Source organism: Paenibacillus alvei DSM 29 (assembly GCF_000293805.1).
Taxonomy (GTDB): Bacteria; Bacillota; Bacilli; order Paenibacillales; family Paenibacillaceae; genus Paenibacillus_B; species Paenibacillus_B alvei.
In genome coordinates, this window is the sequence record NZ_AMBZ01000005.1 from 138,033 (window position 1) to 157,855 (window position 19,823).

Annotated in this window: 9 protein-coding genes and 1 pseudogene; 3 read left to right on the forward strand and 7 right to left on the reverse strand. The window is 44.8% G+C overall.

All coding sequences use genetic code 11. The features are described from left to right. The 7 genes from PAV_RS17550 to PAV_RS17580 all read right to left on the reverse strand — a co-directional run bounded on the left by PAV_RS17550 (position 1) and on the right by PAV_RS17580 (position 15,856). On the reverse strand, positions 1 to 5,256 hold the full coding sequence (locus PAV_RS17550) for a polymorphic toxin-type HINT domain-containing protein (RefSeq protein WP_005548586.1): 5,256 nt from the start codon (positions 5,254 to 5,256) through the stop codon (positions 1 to 3). A gap of 127 nt (positions 5,257 to 5,383) precedes the next feature. Continuing rightward, on the reverse strand, positions 5,384 to 6,595 hold the full coding sequence (locus PAV_RS17555; RefSeq protein WP_005548588.1) for a LamG domain-containing protein: 1,212 nt from the start codon (positions 6,593 to 6,595) through the stop codon (positions 5,384 to 5,386). A 105-nt stretch (positions 6,596 to 6,700) separates the two neighbouring features. After that, positions 6,701 to 8,134, reverse strand: a complete 1,434-nt coding sequence (locus tag PAV_RS17560; protein WP_167549038.1) for a GBS Bsp-like repeat-containing protein — start codon at positions 8,132 to 8,134, stop codon at positions 6,701 to 6,703. A gap of 277 nt (positions 8,135 to 8,411) precedes the next feature. After that, a complete protein-coding gene (locus tag PAV_RS33575; RefSeq protein WP_081505771.1) occupies positions 8,412 to 8,639 on the reverse strand; it encodes a Spo0E family sporulation regulatory protein-aspartic acid phosphatase in 228 nt (75 codons plus the stop codon). Between the two features lie 898 nt (positions 8,640 to 9,537). Further along, a complete protein-coding gene (locus PAV_RS36270) occupies positions 9,538 to 9,816 on the reverse strand; it encodes a hypothetical protein (protein ID WP_005548592.1) in 279 nt (92 codons plus the stop codon). Positions 9,817 to 9,839: 23 nt separating this feature from the next. Then, positions 9,840 to 10,829 (reverse strand): helix-turn-helix domain-containing protein, encoded by a 990-nt coding sequence (locus PAV_RS17575; RefSeq protein ID WP_005548594.1) that lies wholly within the window; start codon positions 10,827 to 10,829, stop codon positions 9,840 to 9,842. Between the two features lie 353 nt (positions 10,830 to 11,182). Beyond that, positions 11,183 to 15,856 (reverse strand): S-layer homology domain-containing protein, encoded by a 4,674-nt coding sequence (locus tag PAV_RS17580; protein WP_005548596.1) that lies wholly within the window; start codon positions 15,854 to 15,856, stop codon positions 11,183 to 11,185. A gap of 493 nt (positions 15,857 to 16,349) precedes the next feature. Here PAV_RS17580 and PAV_RS36275 point away from each other — a divergent pair. The 3 genes and pseudogenes from PAV_RS36275 to PAV_RS17590 form a co-directional block, all read left to right on the forward strand. Further along, a pseudogene (locus tag PAV_RS36275) lies at positions 16,350 to 17,083 on the forward strand (ABC transporter transmembrane domain-containing protein); the annotation flags it as partial. Between the two features lie 114 nt (positions 17,084 to 17,197). Beyond that, positions 17,198 to 18,010, forward strand: a complete 813-nt coding sequence (locus PAV_RS36280) for an ABC transporter ATP-binding protein (protein ID WP_238555863.1) — start codon at positions 17,198 to 17,200, stop codon at positions 18,008 to 18,010. After that, positions 18,007 to 19,797 (forward strand): ABC transporter ATP-binding protein, encoded by a 1,791-nt coding sequence (locus PAV_RS17590; protein WP_005548599.1) that lies wholly within the window; start codon positions 18,007 to 18,009, stop codon positions 19,795 to 19,797. The genes PAV_RS36280 and PAV_RS17590 overlap by 4 nt, the downstream gene beginning before the upstream one ends. Positions 19,798 to 19,823: the final 26 nt, after the last annotated feature.

Here is a 19,823-nt window from a genome sequence, read left to right on the forward strand (position 1 = left end):
TCACTTTTTATATCGGATATGAGCATCAGGACTCTTCTGTTCAACAATTTTACCATTGATATCTAATGAATTTCCTTTTTCATCATAAAGATGAACATGGTCAAATTTCGTAACCTTATCGGGAGGATCAATTCTCATTCGGATTAATCCATTAGCATCTTTAACATGAACAAACCCATTATTATCTGTATACTTCCATCCATCAGGAAGATTACTCAAAAGCTGTGATTTGTTCATATTAGGTACGTCAGCCAATTTAAATCCAAAGATAGAGCAATTATGTACCCAAATCCCAAGGTTAGATACAAAATAAAAATTATAGTCCTTAACCTCAAAATTATAAACCCTTGCTTTCAGTGGCTCTTTCCTAATCTTATCTATAGCCAGTTTAGAGCCATCACTCGTAACAAGCAAGTCTCCAATTTCCAGGTCTTTCACTTCTGTCCATCCCTTACCATCCAGCCAGAAAGGATGTTCTGCCGTAGCCTCAATGACTTCATCATCAATGTAAACTTTATAGATTTCATTAGCCTGTTTTTGGAACAGCCCAACAACCTCTTTATACGCCACTTCTCCTGTTTCGTCAGACTTGGCAAGAACCGTATCTCCGACCTCAATGTCTTCGATATTTCTCTCCCCTTCGTCTGTTAATACCTTTGTCCCTGCTGTAAAACAATTACACTTTGCAAGTGATTTCGCTGCTTTACTAACCTTAGATCCAACTTTACCCGCTTTTAGTACTTTTCCCCAAGGCAGAAATGATGCTACAGTCAGGGCTTTTTCATTCAGAGAGCCATCAGGATTTAAAAGCGTATTTACATCATCAAGTATTAAGAAATTTGCTCCTTCAACTGCTATCTCCTTACCTGCCTTAACTTGTGCTTCCAAATTAGATTTACAATTTCCCATATCGACCGCACATGTTAAAGACGGAGAAATTGGGTAAACAAAATTACCCGTAGGGTCTAAATGAATTAATGGGTTATTGTAAACATACGTATACAAGTTCAAGCTCAGCGGATTCTTGATTTCCCCTTCATACGTATCCTCATTGATAAACCGTCCTACACTTGGATCATACCATCTTGCGCGCAAATATTGCAGATTCGTTGCTTCATCCCAGTATTCGCCCGAGTAGCGGAAAATGTTTGGAACCTGCTCCTCTTGCACCAATGGATTGCCCCAGATATCATACGTATAGCGGTTCAGCACATTTCCTTGCGCATCCCGGACTTCCGTAATGTCGCCGTGTCCGTTGGATACGTAGTATTGCATGCCTTGTCCTGGTACCTGACGAGCCAGCAGCTTGCCGTTCGAGTCGTGGACATACACCGCGGTAATTGTGACGCTGCCGTTACCCTCCACCTTACCTTCTGCTACGATCTTCGCTCTGTCGTCATAGTAGTAACGGGTCGTTACGCCGCCTTCGGTGCGTTCTACCATCAGGTTATCGCCGTTGTAGCGGTAGCTGACGGCTTTGCCGTCTTCCGTCGTTACTTGGGTCAGGCGGTTGCGGCTGTCGTACGCATAGCTGGCTCCCTTGATGTTCGGTACCTGATCGCTTTGCAGGGTGCTGCGGTTATCCCGTTGATCGTACGCATATGCTTCATTGAACTGGCTTGATGTCTTGATCCGGTTCAATAGATCGTAGCTGAATTGATACGCTGCTCCGTTGTCGTTTTTCGCTACGATGTTGCGGTTGTTATCATAGGTGTAGCTGTAGCTTCCAAGCGGCGCATCTCCTTGCTTCTGCTGAATGCCTGCTAGATTCAAGCCATCATACGCATAGTTCTCCAAAAATCCTTGCGCGGATTTCAACTCCGTCAAGCGATTAAACGAACCGTCATATTTGTATTCAAATTGCGTGAGCTGCGAGCCGCTGCCATCTAAGACGGCCATACTTGTTGGGTTCGGCAGGATGTTAGTATGGCTTATTCGCTGCGTGATCTTATAGCCCCCAGCCGCAACGGTCTGTTCCGTGCGCAGTCCCCTGACTTCGTAATCGTAGTTGATGCGCGTCTGATCCGGATAGGTGATCGATGCCAATTCTCCTGTTGGATAGTAGGCATAAGTTGTCATGCCCGTCTGATCCGTCATTGCCGTCCGCTTGCCCGTTGCGTCGTAGCTGTACGAAATTCTCTCATCCGGAGCAGTGGTGGCAGTCAGGAGATTACGGTTATTGTATTCGTATTGTTGAACCTGCCCTTTTCGGTCGATGCTTTTAATCACGTTTCCATTGCCGTTATAGTAGAAGCGTTTACTTTGCTTGTTCGGATCGATCTGCTGCAGCAGTCGGCCGATTTCATCATACCGTTTCTCAACCGTATTTCCGTCCGCATACTTGACTTCGACCATATCCCCCGATAGGTTATACCGATAGCGCGTCGTCTTTCCTTCGGCATCTGTAACGGCGATCAGGCGGCCTAGTCCATCATACTCGTATTTTGTCGCATTGTGATTGCCGTCGTAGGCAGTCTGAACATTCCCCGCCAAGTCATATTCGTACCGTGCGGCTACCACGGCTTGACCAGACGGTTTGATTTCTTCTTTGGCAATCAAGCGATCCATTACATCGTACGTCTCGCGGATTCCATTATTGGCTCCGTCGTAAGTCGTCTTCGTGTTGGCGGCATCGTCGTATACGATTCTGTTTTGACCATAGATGAAGTTTTCTTTCGTTACGCGTCCCCAAGCATCATATTCATACTCCATCCAATTGCCGTCAAAGGTTCCTTTTCGAATCATATGACCATAGCGATCATAGGTATGATTGGCCACCCCGCCACGGCCATTTGTTTCTTTGATTAAATTCCCCAATGGGTCGAACCACTTTTCGATTTGCTGTCCGTTCGGGTACGTAATCGTAATTTTATTTGCTGCATCATCGTAAGCTACGGCGGTCTGTGTGCCGTCCGCATAGATTTCCGCAGTCATCCGTCCCAACTTATCATGCGTATACGTCGTAACATTTCCGTTGCCATCGATGTATTTCGTCGGATCTCCTGTCAATGTGTTATACTCCATTCGGGATACGAGGCTGTCCGATGCTCCGTCGACATTCGTAACATTCACCGATTGCTTGTTCAAAAACATTCTTCCATATTCTTGCTGGACAACAGTATCCCGGGAGTCGCCTTTGATCCGTATGGTTATCGGGTTCCCCATCGAATCATATTCATAATTCAACTGCTGCACGATAGTCCCTTGATCACTCTTGGATTGAACTTGCAGCAGTCCGCCAGTACTTCGATCATACTGATATTCCGTATTCAAGTTCATGCTTTGCCCTGTAGGGACAACGCTGCGGATAAGCCCCTTCTGCTTATTCGGAGATTCCAGCCGCCCATACTCATAATGGCTTGTCGCGCCTAATGGGTTCCTTTCAGAAACGATGTATCCCCAATTTTCCTTATCATACGTTCTGGTCGTAATTCGAGATGCCGAGTTTCTCCCCTCGCTGCTTCGAACCTCCTCAATTCGAATGGGGTTCGGGTTTCTCATTCCCTTGTCATATTGATATCGGACAGTTCGGGCTTCATTCCCACGATCCGTACGCGTCCTCGTTTCTTCCAAATATAGACTCGATGGGGCGTCACTCCCATTATATCGTTTGTCATACACATAGGTCGTTGTTTTCAGACCGTCCGTTACGTCCACCGAGAAAGAGTTATCTTGGAACTTCTCCCCTACATCACCGTTATTGAACGTGAAAACCAACTCATTTTGATGCGTTCCGGAGGTCGAACTATAGGAGTCCCGACGCGTTTTATAGCGAATCGTTTCCTCTTCCGCATACTCCCCGATTTTGCGGAATACCGGAGTATCGAATGCAAACCGGGTAATTGCTTTCGTTGGATGCTCGATTACGCTTAAAGCGATGGTATCGTTTCTCCCCCATTTCATTCTCATTAAATCGGATTGTCCATCCTTGCGAAAATCTTTATAAGCCCTGGCAAAGTTGAAGTAAAGGTCTTTCCACACGCTGTAATCGTATTTGGTGGATCGTCCCATCGGATCGATGACTTCCGTCAGCAGATCTTGTTCCAGGACGGATTCTCCTTTAATAGAGGTCACTCTTTGCTTTTTATAGACAACTGTCCGACCTCCGCTTTCCACGACAATTGTATTATCGGGATTATACGTAAAAATCATAGCATTGGCACCGGTCCTTGAACTGTTTGACGTCACGATCAAACCTAGTTCTGTACCGTAATATATGAATTGAATATAATTCCCGTCTTTATCCTTTATTAGAATTAAGTCGCCCACGGCATTAAAATATTGCCGTACCCCTGTTTTATAATTGGCAAGCTCATACGCAGACTTTTCATTTCCTATCTTGACATTCTCTGATTCGGAAAAGTTCAGATCATGAAAAGGATACCCTACAATATTAGATCCATCTATTCGATAAGTGCCCAAGCCGGAAATATAAAGGTACATCTGTCCGTCTACTCTTTTGAAATAGGAAATATCCCAAATCCACCCTTTTCCGAGCTTGAATCTGCCCTCTTCATCGGTTGATTGTTTCGTGATATTCTCCTTATAACTTTCCGGGTTGAAAGTAATATCGTTCTTTGCTCGAGAGCTGTCGTATACGCGTCGCAGCGCAAAATCTAAACCGTTGTATCCGGGCATGACCAGATCCGTTGTCTCCACGCGCAAGGAAGCGTCCACGGTTGAAATATGGTCGCTTTCCGAACCGACCGCATACGGAGCTTGATCCAAGCGAATCGGTGCACGCTGCAGCGCGACCTTGTCGTATGGACTATCGTCGCTTAGCGATCTCTTCGCTCGACGCTGGGTATTGTATACTAGATCGGTAACCGATAGAGGTTCTTCTCCTCCATATACTTGATCCGTTACAGAGATGGGATCATATACGGCAGCAGTTACACTCGCATTATGAGCATGTAGGGGATCCGTAACTAGCGAGGGGTACTGCTGTTCCATAAATTGCTCATACGATCCGCCCTGCTTTTGAAGAAGCAGCCCTTGATAAATATGATGAAGCAGGTAGCCTTTCACGATTTCATTGACCACCCAATCCCTTGCTACGCCAAACATTTCCGTAATCGAGGTGACGGTGATTAGCTCATCTGAGTCCGATAAGGTTTCATTTGCGCCGTATACGCTAGAGGTGACGGTTCTATTGGATGTTTGGTTCGCAGACTTAGGAGAGTCTTGTGCTGATGTAATAGGTATACTTGTAAACAATAGCGTACATGCAAGAATTATTGACAAATATCTCTTCAAGGCTAAATCCTCCACTTCATTTTTTGTTGAATCTATATTCTTTTTAATTTCGGATTTGCAATGTATACCTTGCCTTTTCCACTCGTTCCAGTCTCACTTAGATATGTTTCACCTCCCTGTCATATCGCTAATACACGTAGATTAAATTTGAGTTGGTGGCTGGTGTTTTGTACATTTCGCTTTCGATCTCAACAGGCTGTAATGCCCGATTCCAGACTTTCATCTCTGCTATATTTCCGTGAAATTGATAGTGGGTATCATTATCCCATCCTGATAAGTAAGCACGATCTGCAACATTTCGATTAGAAGCAGTCCCTATCTTCGCAAGAGTTTGTCGAACGCCATTGATATACAACTCATTTTTGTAAGTATCCCCATTCGTAAATATTGCAGATACGTGAACCCACTTATTAACTAGTGAATCCGATGAGGTTCCATACAAATCCCCATTGCCTGTATTGAAGCCAAATAATCGATCATTAAAGTACAAATCGTACGTGCTGTTAGCCCAGCTAAAGGGCATTTCGATTTGGTTCCCGTCCCATTTCATCCAAAATTGAACGGTTGTTTGCGCACCAGGACTCGGATCCGCTTGAATTCCTGATAATTTCATTTGTTGGAATCCGTTGAACTTCAGTGATTGTACAGGCTCATCTCTTAGCTTCCATTCTCCTACCAAATCTGCTACTGCTACAGGACTTTTCGAAAATACACTGCTTGAAATTTCGGGTTGCGTTAACGCCCTCTTCCAGATTTTTAGATCTGATATTTGACCTTTGAAGCGGTAATCTTCACTCCTTGCCCAGCCTGAAATATTCGCAGTGCCCGACACAGATTTAATTAGTGATTGACTCCCGTAGTGTTGTAACGTTTGCTTTGTTCCATTTACATAGATTTCACTTTTTGTAATGTCCCCATTATGAAATATGGCTGTAATTTGAACCCATTTGTTAGCGATATTTTCGGCTGGAAATCCGAATAAATCCCCGTTCCCCGTATTGAACCCTAATACATTACTGTTCAGCCAAAGTGTATATCCCGAGTCCCAGCTAAATGGCATCATATTGTCTTGACCTGTCCAGTTCATCCAAAATTGGACGGTTGTTTTGGCATTTTCAGCGCCGTTAATTCCATAGGCATTGATTGCAACTTTTTCTTTGCCTGTAAACGTCTTTTTATCTGCGGGAGTGTAACTATTATCTGCAATGTTTACAGTAGATTTTCGAATCAGGTTGCCATTTGGGTCATATTCATAAATAACGTTGTTTCCTGCAAAGCTCGTGCCAGCCGGCAACATTATCATAAGAATTATAAGTAGTGACGATATTATCGTTCTCATATGATACCTTCCTCATCATTAAATTCATTGTTTTATGCTGCTCGTACGATTCCCGTTTTGATCGTATATATATTGATTCGTCTCCCCTTCGATAATGTGATAGACTCAATCCATTACCTGAACATGCACCCATGCTACGGCCATCATATTTCCGTATTGATCAACCGTATAGACATGCGTAATGTATGTACCTGATTCATTATTATGTTTACTGAAAGGAATTCGGATTTTCCATACACCCGGCTTTACTTGTTCTCCTTTCATCCATGGATGTTCAAGATCATCTTGTCCATTGTGATCCGTCCATGTTGGAAATCTGACTTCATTGATGCTAGTAGGAACTCCTTCTACAAAAATTTCATATGAACCATCGCTTTTCTTCACCTCTTGCGGAGCTCTAAGTTGAACGTTGTTGCCGCGAACCGTAACGATAAAACCATCTACAAATTTCCCATCCGCATAGATATGGGTAATATAGCTGCCCGCCTCCTGATTATGCTCACTATAAAGTACAGTTGCTTTCCATACTCCATTTGCTACTTTACTTCCCTCAATCCATTTCAAGTCATCCTGATCATGAAGAGCTGTCCACGTTGGGAACTGAACCTTCTGCGTATTCTGATCCAGACCATAAATGGCAATATCGTAGGACACACTAGATAGATTCGTCTCGATTGGATACTGAGTTCCACCTGTCACATTTACCTCTGCCGCGCCAAGCATCATGTTGTTTCCATATTTGTCAAAGCTATAAATATGTGTGATATACTTTCCTGTCTCATAATTATGCTTCTTGAATGGAATCGTTATTTTCCATGTACCGTTCCCTTGATTGACTCCTCTAATCCAAGGTTGCTCCAGATCGTCTTGGCCATTTGCCTCTGTCCAAGTCGGAAACCTAACCTCATTCACATTGGAGCCTACACCATCAATGTAAATATCATAAGACTCGTCCTTCAATGACGCTTTTTCTGGACTGCGCACTTTCACGTTAAAGCCCACATTAACGATTGTCGATGCAACCATACGATCCCCATCATAAATATGAGTAATATAAGAGCCTGTTTCCATACCGTGATTTTTGAAAAAAACAGTCGCTTTCCATACTCCATTAGACACCTTCGTTCCCTTGATCCACTCCATATCATCCTGGCCATTACGATCAGTCCAAGTAGGGAAATATACCTGTTCAGCATTACTACGTATCCCTCTTATATAGATCTCATAGGATAGAGCCGACAAATTGATTGTTGGCTGTGCTGTCTGGCTCCCTTTTTTTCGATTGATTTGATTTCCGTTAGAATCATAGATATAAGACATATAAGTGCCATCTGCTTGAAAAGCAGCGATCAATCTTCCGTCAGCATCGTATATGTAATCGTTTTTCTTTGCATCTGTAGACAAGTTAATAAACACTTGCTGCGATTCCTTTTGCCCTTCTTGAGCAAGTGCTTTGTCCCCGTAAATCAAGTTTGTCCCAATCATAAAAACAATCATTATAGTGATGCTTATGAACAGCTTCTTTACATCCTTCACCATTACCATGTACCCCTGCCTTATCTATGTTTCCTTTTTCTATATTTACTATTTCTGCTGACCTATGCTACTTTACAGACATTAATTTACATATATAAGAACAAACGGGTATTATTTGGGCGTGTTTTGTAACATCATTGTTCTTTTTATCACCTTATAGAAATGTTTCCATGTATACTATGTTCATATAGTCACTCACGGAGGTATAAATCGAATGAAAAAACTGATCGGCCTATTTCTTTTGCTTTTTGGATTGGCCCCTGCAATCAATATCATAAATTCATAAAATTTCTATTTGTTTTTTTAAAACTTTCCTCCTTCTACATGCTTCCTTGCTCCTTCTCTGAAACTCAAAAAGATAAACATCTAATTCTTGACTCAATCTCACAACACTTTCGTTTGTAAAGCTCTTTTTTTCATTTGCTGTCTTTATTAATTGCTGTCGGATACTTTCGATTTTCTCAATTAAATAATCATGTTTTGCATAGCAAAAATAAAAAGCTTCTATTGTTGAAACACCCTTTCATATTTTTTGACAGCTTAAATGATTGGAGCGCCCCTAATCCATAAACTGTACTTTCTTGATAATAATAGGGGTTGCTGAAAAATGATTATTTTTGGATTTTTATGTAACTGTTAATGATTCAACATTCTTTAATGGATGGTCATAGTGTTTTATACAAAACAAAAAGACGCCAAATGGCGTCTCAGATTGACAACTCCCGCGAGTTTATACTGGTTTAACATGTGTGGCGTCAATAAAGAGTATGTCAGGTTCAAGGAAAACATGACGAGCAGCTTCTTGGAGAATACACTCAAAGATAGCCTCAAACAGTCCCGCATCCCGAAAACGGCGTATATAATTCATGCCCAGTGTGGAGGAATGGGTTGACTGAAATTATATCCAATAATCCCCGACATTGGCCAATTCACTTATGGTCTAATGCATGGAGCAAATACCAAAGTGACATTGAATCAGCTTGCAATCTTAACGAACACAACTAATTCAATACTAGGGCGACCATTATCTTTACAATAGAACTGTCGAACCAAGTCATAGAACCAAGTCATAGATGAAGCTAAAGTCGTTAGCTTATTCAGCTTTGCGAACCAAATGATCCTCTCATACAAGCTCATCCAAGGAGATCATGGAGATTCAATACTTCCACAAAGTTCGCTCAAAAAAAGACTGTCGAAAGGACTTTGTCGACAGTCTGGAAGCACCTTTAAGGTGAGTTTCTCATTAGAGTTTTTCAATTGGTTCCCCAACTCGGTTCTCCGCCTGAATACTGGACAATCTGTGCTTCCCCTACATTTGTGTTAGGTACTATAGGAGTCAAAAAAAGCAAAACGACAGACGTCAAAACAATTAAGTGTGAAAATTTACTCTTCATCGCAACTTCCTCCTATTTAGGCTTTTTGCTCAGTTCAGAGTACATTTTATTCATTTTTTGTAGAGCAGAAACATATAATTCAATATTTTTGCTCTCTAATGCCTCCTTCGCGATACAATTAAAGCATTCAAATGCTTCGGTATACATATTGACTTTCATATACTCGTGTGCGCCTTTAGCATAATATTCAAATGCAGTTGCTATGTATACATTATTATACATCAGAAAATCGCCCTTAAGCTTATAAAAATAAGCAAGTATATACCTTCTAAAAGGCGTTACAATGTTCATGTTCGCAATTTTCTCTTCATTGCTTAACAGTTTTTCAATTGCGGAAAAATCTTTTTTTGCAGATACAGTTCGAATAACGAAACTGCGATATAAACAAAATTATATTCAGAGGAGTTCTTTAAGCAATCTTCAAGTTGGGTAATTGCCAAATCTATATTTCCCAGTTTTCCGTTTATGGAACCAGTCATAAATTTGATGTTCTCGATTACATGCGGAAAGGAGAATTTACTATATTCGTCTAGATAGTACCTAGCTGAAGCGGCATCTCCTAAATAATAGTATGAATTGCATAAGGCATAAAAAGCCTCCGCTTTCAAAAAACTGTCTGCTTTGTCATTGCGGATAACATTTGAACAAAGCTCAATGCAATCTTCATAGAGCCTTAAAACATAGGCGTGGCAGCCTAGCTTATAATAAAATGTTATTCGCTCGTCGTGGGATAAGAAATCCGCATAATTCAAAATAGCTCTTCCAACTGTATATGTTTCATTTAATCTACTGAAATCATCTCGTTCAATCATATACTTTTGGTACAAACCTTTTGCTATATAGGGCATAATTCCATGGGCACGTGAGTAATCGATGATGAGGCTGTACAGGGATAATTGAATGGAGGTATCCTCTAAGGAGTCTGTCATTTGATACAGATTTTCTATCAAATCTAATGTATCCTCTTTTGGTGATTCGAGATATTTTGTAGCTATTTTGGTTATTAATGATGGACTGTAAAATGCTGCAACCGCTTTCTGTAAAAACGCATAAATCACATTTGATTTATGTCCGATCTCGATGTACTGTTCTACGATGTCTTCAGAGGGGATATCCAATACGGCTGCGATAGATTCAATGATGTTGAAATTGGGACGTTTAACCTCCCCATTCTCAATCCTTGAAAGGTTGCCTTTATCAAGGCCAACTAATTCTTGAAGCTTAGACAAACTGATATTTTTCCTTTGGCGATGATACTGAATAAGCTCCCCTAATGTTGCAGGCTTCGCAGTAACGATACGCACAACCTCACCTTCCTTTAGCGTTGCAGATAATCACACTATATTTTACCGTATTTTTAATAATTGTAAATATTTCTTAATTAATCAATTTTGTGAAAATCTTCAAAAGAAATTATAGGAGTCTGTAAAATAGTTTGTGTGAACTCTTAAACCAAAATCCAGTAAACTTAAGTAAATCCGGTTTAAGAAAACAACGCAAATGGCACGGTTTAACAGGCCTGCCCTTGGAGTTGGATGATAATTATAAAACACTTTTACCAGCAGTCGGAATCTTGACCAATATAAAAAAAGCCTCCCACGCCAGCCAGCATACACTGGACTGACGTGGAAATGCTACCGTACCTTCTTCCCCATTACTATCGGTTCAAATACCCTGCCTGCTGCAGCAGCCGCTTCAATACTACAACAGCTTCTGCGCGTGTGGCCGTTCCATTCGGCACAAAATGGTCAAAAGAACGTCCTTCCATTAATCCATTGTTTACGACCTTCGCTACCGCATCCTTGGCCCACGAAGCAATCTTGCTCCGATCCTTGAACGCTCGGAGAAGCTCCTCCGTATTCCCCTCTGCAAGGTTCATCCCTACAAGCTCGGCTGCTCTGGCTAGCAGCATACTAATCTGCTCCCGCGTGATCCTATCATTCGGACGGAAACGTCCGTTATCGCCTTGAATCAGTCCCTGCTCAACAGCTGCTCCTATTGCGCCTGCATACCAATCCTTGGGCTGAATATCTGAAAAAGGTGAAACATCTGTCTTCTCCTTCATGCCGAGGGCCCGCACCAGCATAGTCGTGAACTGAGCACGCGTCAACGGATCGCCAGGATCGAAGCGGGTATCACTCGTCCCCTTCACGATGAGCTTGGATGCCAGCAGTAAAATGTCTGTCTCTGCCCAATGTCCCTGAATATCAGCAAAAATAGGTGACTGCACCTCAGCAATGGTAAAGATGCCTGTCTCCGATAGCTGAAGCGATGCTTCCAAGCCTCCATCTCCAAACTCGAACAGGGCGGGGAGGAAGGAGATTCGTCCCAAATGTCGATCATACGAAATTGCCGTAACTCGATTTTTATCAGACATTGCGGCCGGAAGCTTGTAGTCAAACTGAGCCCGCACGCGACTCAATGTGGTTGCTTGCTTTCTATCCCCATCCTTCACGGCAAATTCAATTTCGAACGGTGACCCAAGCTGTAGAGCTCCTTCAACTGCCAATCGTTTCTGCAGCTCTTTATCCTGTTCTTTTGTTAGCGTTCTGATCTGAATCTGAAGCTCTTCTGTTTTCTGAACGCTGCTGCTGCCTAATGCTGATCTCAAGGCATGAAGCGGAAGAGTAAGCTGTCCGAACGATGATACGACACGTATGTTCGGCTTCAACTGCGAAAACTCTTCCGCAGCCTGCAGCACGCCCTTCACCGGCAAACTGATATCCAGCACATCCTGAACGTTGGAGATGCTATAGATAAAAATCGGAGCAATTGATGATTGCTTTTTGAATTGCTCGATTTCTGCCTGCATCGGTGCAAGATTAATCCTTGCCGCAGTTACGAATTGACCGTCCTTATTCTGCCTATGCGAAATGGACAAACGCTCTGGTTTAGCAGGAGCTGCAGGCTGCTGCGATACAACTGCACCGCCGGATTGGCTTGAATCCCCTGAATTCGAGTCTGTATCTCCAGAACCGGTGCGGGTGATATCAATCGTTCGACTGTTTGTTTTGATCTTGTCGACAAATACTTGGACGGTAACACTGTTATGGCCAACGGACAGCGGGATGACGGACTTGAACGTACCGCTCGCACCCACCGTTGCGGCCTGCCCGTTTAAATAAACCTCAGATTTCCCCGTGCCCAGCACTTCAACCTGACCCTCTACCCATATCTCTCGGCTCGATGTCTTTCGTCCTTCATCGTCCTTCAATCCGCTGAGTACAGCTGCCCGTACTGAATTGCCTGTATCATATGCATTTGCCACAAGCTGACGCAGCGTACTCGTCCCGGAAGGATCAACGGTCGTAATGACAAATCCCCCTTGCGGGATGATGCTATTATTTTGCTCTGGCACTGCCCAATTCCACTGAATAGCTTGATTGCGATTGACCACCTTCGTCACCTGACCGGAAGCATCAACTACTACTTCGACTCCAAATTGATTCGTGCCCGTTGAATAACCGAACGCATCAGTAAGTACATTTACATTTCCTTCGACTCGGTTCACATTATAATAATTCCCCTCCAGAAATGAATTTGGGCTATTCGGCAAGCTGATGCCAAGCTGGTAATCCTTCACGTATTCTTCATCCCTCAGCGCAGCAGCGGCAATCGGCCAGTTGATCTGCGACGCATCGAATAGCATCAGCCCGTTCGTCGTGCTTAATCCTGCTTGGAATGCCTCCCTCTGCATGGACGGAGACTGCACGTTCACCAGCGAGATTCCCGCATAGAGCGGAACTTCCCCGTTGGTGACAATATTGCCGAGCGTAATGTATTTCTTTACTTCCTTGCTCGTTGTCTGATAGGCGCCAATCATAAGGAAGTCCAAGTATTCAATATATCCTGTACCGTAATATTCAGGGGTATATACAGATTGATCAGGGAGTCCCAACCTTTCATCATAGCGAAAATTAGCACTTCCCCAATTGACGCCATTCAAATAGTACGTTTCATACCATGAACCGACATAGGAAGACACCTGAATTGTTCGTCCCGTCGAAGCTTCATAGGAATCAACCAATGCCTTTACTTCACCGAAGAAGCTCTTAATTGTCTGCGAGCGGAATTCCCACCACTCTTGAATAAGTGGTCCATAGATTCGGGTATTCTGCTCATAGCGATAAATATCGTTAGGCCAGTTCTGCAGACGCTTACCTTTTGCCTGCAAAAACTGCTCAAACTTGATTCGGGTAATATCGCTGAAATCAGCGGTTTCGTTATCATACCTCCCTCTATCATGTACAACTCCGTCTACATCGTAGTTTTTGATCACTTCCTCGAACGTTTTTAGCTGATAGGCTCTACCCTCATCATTAGACGGATTGACAAAGGCAACGAGCCCCTTTTTCGCGCTTTCACGCAGACGCTTGATTTCCCCGTTATTTTCCGGAACATACACGCGCTCCTCCCAATCCAAGTGCTGATCGAGCACGGCATATTCATTATGGGCAATCGAGCCTTCCGCGAATACATTCACAGATGCGTGCACTTTTAAGCCGAGCGCATGGCCATGGGTGACGAATTCCTGCAGCAGATCGAGATTCGGGTTGGAGCCAGACTTCTCCGGCGCCTTTATTTCACTGACATACGGTCTTCCCGTTAGATCATTCTTTTTGTAGGATGCGAATCCCTCAACCCCCTTTACATCGAAAATGATCGTTGTTACGCCTATGTCCTTCGCTTTTTTCAGGAAGGCCTGCACCTGCTCACTGGATTGGAACTTCCTTGCATTAGCAGCCTGATCTACCCACAATATTACCTCCTTCTTCGGGGAAAATCCTGGTCTGTTGAAAACGACAATATGCCGCTTATCCTGTTCTTTGCCATTCTTCATGAGTGCAATATCCACATAATTTGTGCCGCTGTTGAGGGGGACCGGAACGGAAAAAGAACCGTCCGCACCGAATGTCTCCTGCTTTCCATTCATGAACAACACGGTTGCAGCAGGGTTATCCATATTCATAATACGTCCAGTAATGATCGTCTGTTGATCCGTAACCGTATACATGGAGTCATTGTCCAGCACGAGTCTTGCGATTGCGCCATTCCCGCTCATCACATCTCTAACAGAGACAACCTCGCCATTTTTGCGAAGCTTGATTTGATCCCCAGCCTTGAAATGAACAGCCAGATACCGCTTGATGTAATTCGACGCGTAGCTGTCATCCTGTGCCGTTAGCACATACCCGCCGTCAGGGATTTCCAATGTGGTTGGCCCCGTCCAGACAGGCGGCTTGCCATTAATGGAAGGATTGACGACACGGAGTACGCGATTGTGCTCATCGACCTGCACAGCGACATTATATTGAGGGATGACAAGAGTGGAGCCATAATCGCGGGTAAACAAGGCAACGACATTGCCGTGTTGGGACAGATCTGCATCTACGACATCAATTTTATGCCGCGGCCCTTGAATTTCAATGGTTACATCGATTGGTGCAGCCTCCACCTCAATATAATCAGAGCCCTGCCCGGAACGGTCATAAGTAACGGTAAGCTGGGACATGGCCAGCTCTAAATCACCCTTCATCAAGCGAACCGTTATGCTGTTGACCCCAGCAATCAAATACACGGGGAGCATAAAGCTTCCGTTCGCTGTAATACTGGCTTGTTTCCCCCCAATCGTAACCTGAATATTCTGATTTTCTCGATAATTGGCTACATAACCTTTGACCTCGATTATCGGTACCGTTACCTTTGATTCCGAAGGGGTTACGAGATGCAGCTCCGGTTTCAATTCCGGCTCAGGGTCAGGCTTCTGATTGCGGAAATCGGCCGCCGTTACCTCCTTGCCGCCTCTCATTAGTCGAATGCGATCTCCAACGCCATAATGGTGAAATAGTGGTTTTTGATGAATGGAAGAGTCCCATGTGGTTCCACCGGAAAGCACGATGTAACCTTCCTCAGGAATGGAAATGCGGATGTCATCGTCCCATGACACCGGTGGGTCGGCGTCCGGGCCATATACGGCTTCGACAACACTGTGGGAATTGACGACAATAGCCATCTCGTATTTTTTGACGAATACTTCATTGCCATACACTGTATTCGTTACTCCAGCCCCGCTCGTATACAGGGCCAAGTAATCCGTTTTATTCCTCAATGAATCCCCAGGGGCATTCATATCGCTAATAAGAAGCGTCTGCGATGCATCCTGCGAGACAAGCGTAACAGGATCAGATCCAACCGAAGAGTCAAGCTGATGTTCGAAGGGAGGCACAGCGGCCTCTGCTTGTGCGAGATTAGGCACAGTCTGCAGCATCGAGGAGAAGAGGAGAATGGCGACAAGCCAGAAGGACAACGGTCTCAGCAAGATGTATCTCATTACAATTACCACCTTTCCTAGTTCTCCATCCGAAGGAGAACGATTTGGGAGTTATACGCAGTTGACCAGTGCGTGTGTATCAAGCTGGGACTCATCACCTCCTTTTTTGTCGCTTAAAAGATGTTGTTTCTGCCCCACATTGTAAATAGAAAGCGCTTTCGTTATTAGAGGTGTGGCATTACTTTTTCTGGTAAAATCATGTTTTCTTTTGCTTCACCTTATGTCATGAATGCTTCTGCTTCCTAACCACTAGAGCAGCAAACGGATGAAAAGGCGGAACAAATAATTTAATTCAATTTTTACATTGAACCTCCCATTATTTAGTGTATGATAGAAATTATTTCATTCGACTCCTCTTCTCAATCCGATGATGGGAAGCTTCATGTCGTTCACGATTGGAGGTAAGGCTATGTCGCGCAACACTTCGCTATCGATGTCTTGGCTGCTTCGATATGTAATCCCAGTGAGAGGGCGTTTGCTTTTTCTCTTGGTTATGCTGCTCGTATCTACCGCATTTCAACTCGTTAACCCGCAAATTGTTCAGCAATTTATTGATACGGCAGCCTCACAAGGCACACTATCTACCCTGCTGTTACTCGCAGGCTTATATCTGATTATTGCTGCCCTCACCCAGCTCATTACCGTCGCCATCAGTTATCTGGGCAACGATATATCATGGCGTGCCACCAACACCTTGCGCGCAGATCTGCTCAAGCATTGCCTTGGGCTGGATATGCATTTTCATAATCGCAAGACGCCTGGGGAAATGATTGAACGGATTGACGGCGACGTTACTGGTATGTCCAATTTTTTGCGATGTTCATTGTTCAGGTTATCGGCAGCTTCATTCTGCTGGCTGGCATCCTTGGCTTCATGTTTACCGTGAATTGGCCTATCGCACTCGCGATGGCGATTTTTACCCTGCTGTCGATTGGATTTATGACATTCATTCGCAACATGGGGGTCAGCAGTTCCAAGGATGAACGGGCTGCAAGCGCATCCTTATTTGGTCTTATAGAAGAACGAATTGCAGGCATAGAGGATGTACAGGCAAATGGAGCCGTTCCTTATGTCATCAATCGATTCCACCAGGCAATGCACAAGGTGTTCCGAACAGGGCGCAAAGCATGGATGCTGCGGGTCGTTCCGTGGAATACGACGGTGGTACTCTTTGCTATAGCGGTTACAGTTGTGCTGCTCTTAGGCGTGCATTACTATCTCATTGGTCAAATATCGCTTGGTACTCTTTTTCTTATTTTTCAATATACACAAATGCTGAACACACCTATCGAGCAACTGGGAGATCAAATTCAAGAATTTCAGAAGGCCAAATCCGGCATGATGCGTTCGCAAGAGATTCTCTCCCTTCAAAGTGAGATTGTAGATGGTACGAAGGAGCAGCTGCCAGATGGAGCATTGGGACTGGAATTCGATCATGTCACCTTCGGCTATAACGAGGAGAAGGTTGTACTTCACGATATAACCTTTGCGGTTCAGCCCGGTCAGCGTCTCGGCATCATCGGGCGAACCGGCAGCGGCAAATCCAGCATTAGCCGTCTTCTGCTTCGTCTGTACAACATAGACAGCGGCATCATTCGCATTGGCGGTGAGGATATTCGCAGCTTAAAGCTGGAGACACTGTATCGCCGAGTCGGGATGGTGACGCAGGATGTTCAGCTTTTTGATGGAACACTGCGTGACAATCTAACTTTATTCGACCCTGAGATAACGGATGAGAGCATCTTCGAGACGACCGATAGACTTGGACTGCGTCAATGGATCGATGCGCTCCCGAACGGACTCGATTCCCACTTATCCTCTGGTGGAACTTCGCTATCCGCTGGAGAGGCCCAGTTGTTCGCCTTAACTCGCGTCTTCCTAACGAATCCGAGCATAATCGTGCTTGATGAGCCGTCGTCCCGGCTCGATGCGGCTACGGAAGCGATGCTCCAAACCGCAGTAGATCAGCTAATGGAACAATGTACGGGCATCATTATCGCTCATCGCTTGGCTACCCTGGAGCAAGTAGATGCGATCATGGTGCTGCAGCATGGACGAATCGTTGAGCTGGGTCCACGCGAGGAGTTGGCCAGCGATCCATCCTCGCATTATGCAATGCTGCTGAGAACAGGACGAGAGGAGGAATTGGCATGACTGTCACGCACTTTATGATTCGCTTGTTCCAGTTCCGCCCTACGCTCTTCCTGCTGAACGGGGTGCTGTGGGGCATATTCCACTCCATTCCACTGTTTCTTGGACTAGGTATGCAATGGTTTTTCGACAGAGCAACGACACAATCTCATGATTATATGTGGCTGGCCGTGCCGCTCATTGTGATCGCTATTTTTCGAATGCTGCGCGTCGGTGTGTTCTTCGCCGCATTCTATCAATGGGTGACTTACATTTATCATCTTCAAGCCGTACTGCGCACCAATATGCTGGCCGGCATTATGCGCTGGCCAGGCCGCCATCTCCCTGCATCACCTGGAGATGCAGCCAGCCGATTCCGCGATGATGTCAATGAAGTCATCGAATATGTGGAATCATGGGTCGACTTCTGGGGACGATTGGCCTTTACGCTCGTATCCATCGTCATTATGGCCAATATCAATTGGCTCATTACAGCAGTAGCTATTTTACCGCTTCTCGCGGTTACGTTGCTGAACAATCTATCGGGCAACCGCGCACGTCGCTACAGCCAACTAAATCGAGAAGCAACATCGAAAATTACCGGGTTCATTGCGGAAATATTCGGTGCTGTTCAAGCACTGAAGCTGGGGCAGGCTGAACGCCATGTGCATCGGCGGTTCGTCGATCTTAATGAAAATCGCCGTCAGGCAGCCCTTAAAGACACACTCTTTACACAATGGATGAAATCGCTCAATCAGCATGTGCTCACCATTAGTACCGGCGGCATTCTGCTTATGTGTGCAGCGGAGATGCAGGCTGGGCGGTTTACAGTAGGTGATTTCGCGCTGTTCACTTCTTATCTGACGAACTTTGCTTTCAGTATTTCCTTGTTCGGCTATATGGTGTTTCAACACAAGCGTCTTCGGGTGTCCCTTGATCGCATGCGCATCCTGTTTCAGCCGGGTGAGGAAGATCGCATCGTTGAACATAGTAAGATATATTTGCATGGAAAGCCTCCTGAAGATCCTGTTCGCTCGCTTCAACCGGAGGAGCGGCTGCAAACCTTGGAGATAAAGGATGTATCCTTTCTTTATCCGAATTCGGAGAATGGCATTCGCAACATTCACTTCCGCATGAAGCGGGGCGAGTTCCTCGTCATCACTGGCCGAATCGGCTCAGGGAAGTCAACGCTGATGCGTACCTTACTAGGATTGCTGCAAAAGTCGGAAGGAACAATTTGTTGGAATGGAAAGGAGATCGATCCCGCTTCCTTTCTGATTCCGCCTAAAGCTGCCTATACACCCCAGGTGCCTCGCTTATTCAGCGATCCGCTGCGAGAGAATATTATCATGGGCAGCATTCAAGAAGAGAATGCCTTGGAGCGGGCCATTCGACTGGCCGTCATGGAGCGAGATATCGAGCAGCTTGAGAATGGGCTCGATACGTATGTGGGACCACGCGGCGTCATGCTCTCTGGCGGACAAATTCAGCGAGCGGCAACAGCCAGAATGATGATGACACAATCAGAGTTGTACTTGTTCGATGATCTGTCCAGCGCCCTAGATGTAGAAACCGAGCAACTGCTCTGGGAACGATTGTTCACGGAACGCGACGCAACCTGTATTGCCGTGTCACATCGCCGCGCTGCCTTAAGCAGGGCTGATCATATTATCGTCATGAAGGATGGTTGCATCGAGGCAGAGGGAACATTAAGCGAGCTGCTCGCAACATCTCCAGAAATGCAGCTGCTCTGGCAAGGTGAACAGTCCTCTACGGAAGAAGCACAGCCGGAGCAATTGGTTAATACCTAATATGGCCCACATGCCTCTTCACACAT

Excerpts from the sequence above, each read along its gene's own strand:
- PAV_RS17555 (WP_005548588.1), bottom strand. The coding sequence starts at position 6,595 with ATGAGAACGATAATATCGTCACTACTTATAATTCTTATGATAATGTTG.
- PAV_RS17560 (WP_167549038.1), bottom strand. The coding sequence starts at position 8,134 with ATGGTGAAGGATGTAAAGAAGCTGTTCATAAGCATCACTATAATGATT.
- PAV_RS36270 (WP_005548592.1), bottom strand. The coding sequence starts at position 9,816 with ATGAACATTGTAACGCCTTTTAGAAGGTATATACTTGCTTATTTTTAT.
- PAV_RS17580 (WP_005548596.1), bottom strand. The coding sequence starts at position 15,856 with ATGAGATACATCTTGCTGAGACCGTTGTCCTTCTGGCTTGTCGCCATT.
- PAV_RS36280 (WP_238555863.1), top strand. The coding sequence starts at position 17,198 with ATGCGTTCGCAAGAGATTCTCTCCCTTCAAAGTGAGATTGTAGATGGT.
- PAV_RS17590 (WP_005548599.1), top strand. The coding sequence starts at position 18,007 with ATGACTGTCACGCACTTTATGATTCGCTTGTTCCAGTTCCGCCCTACG.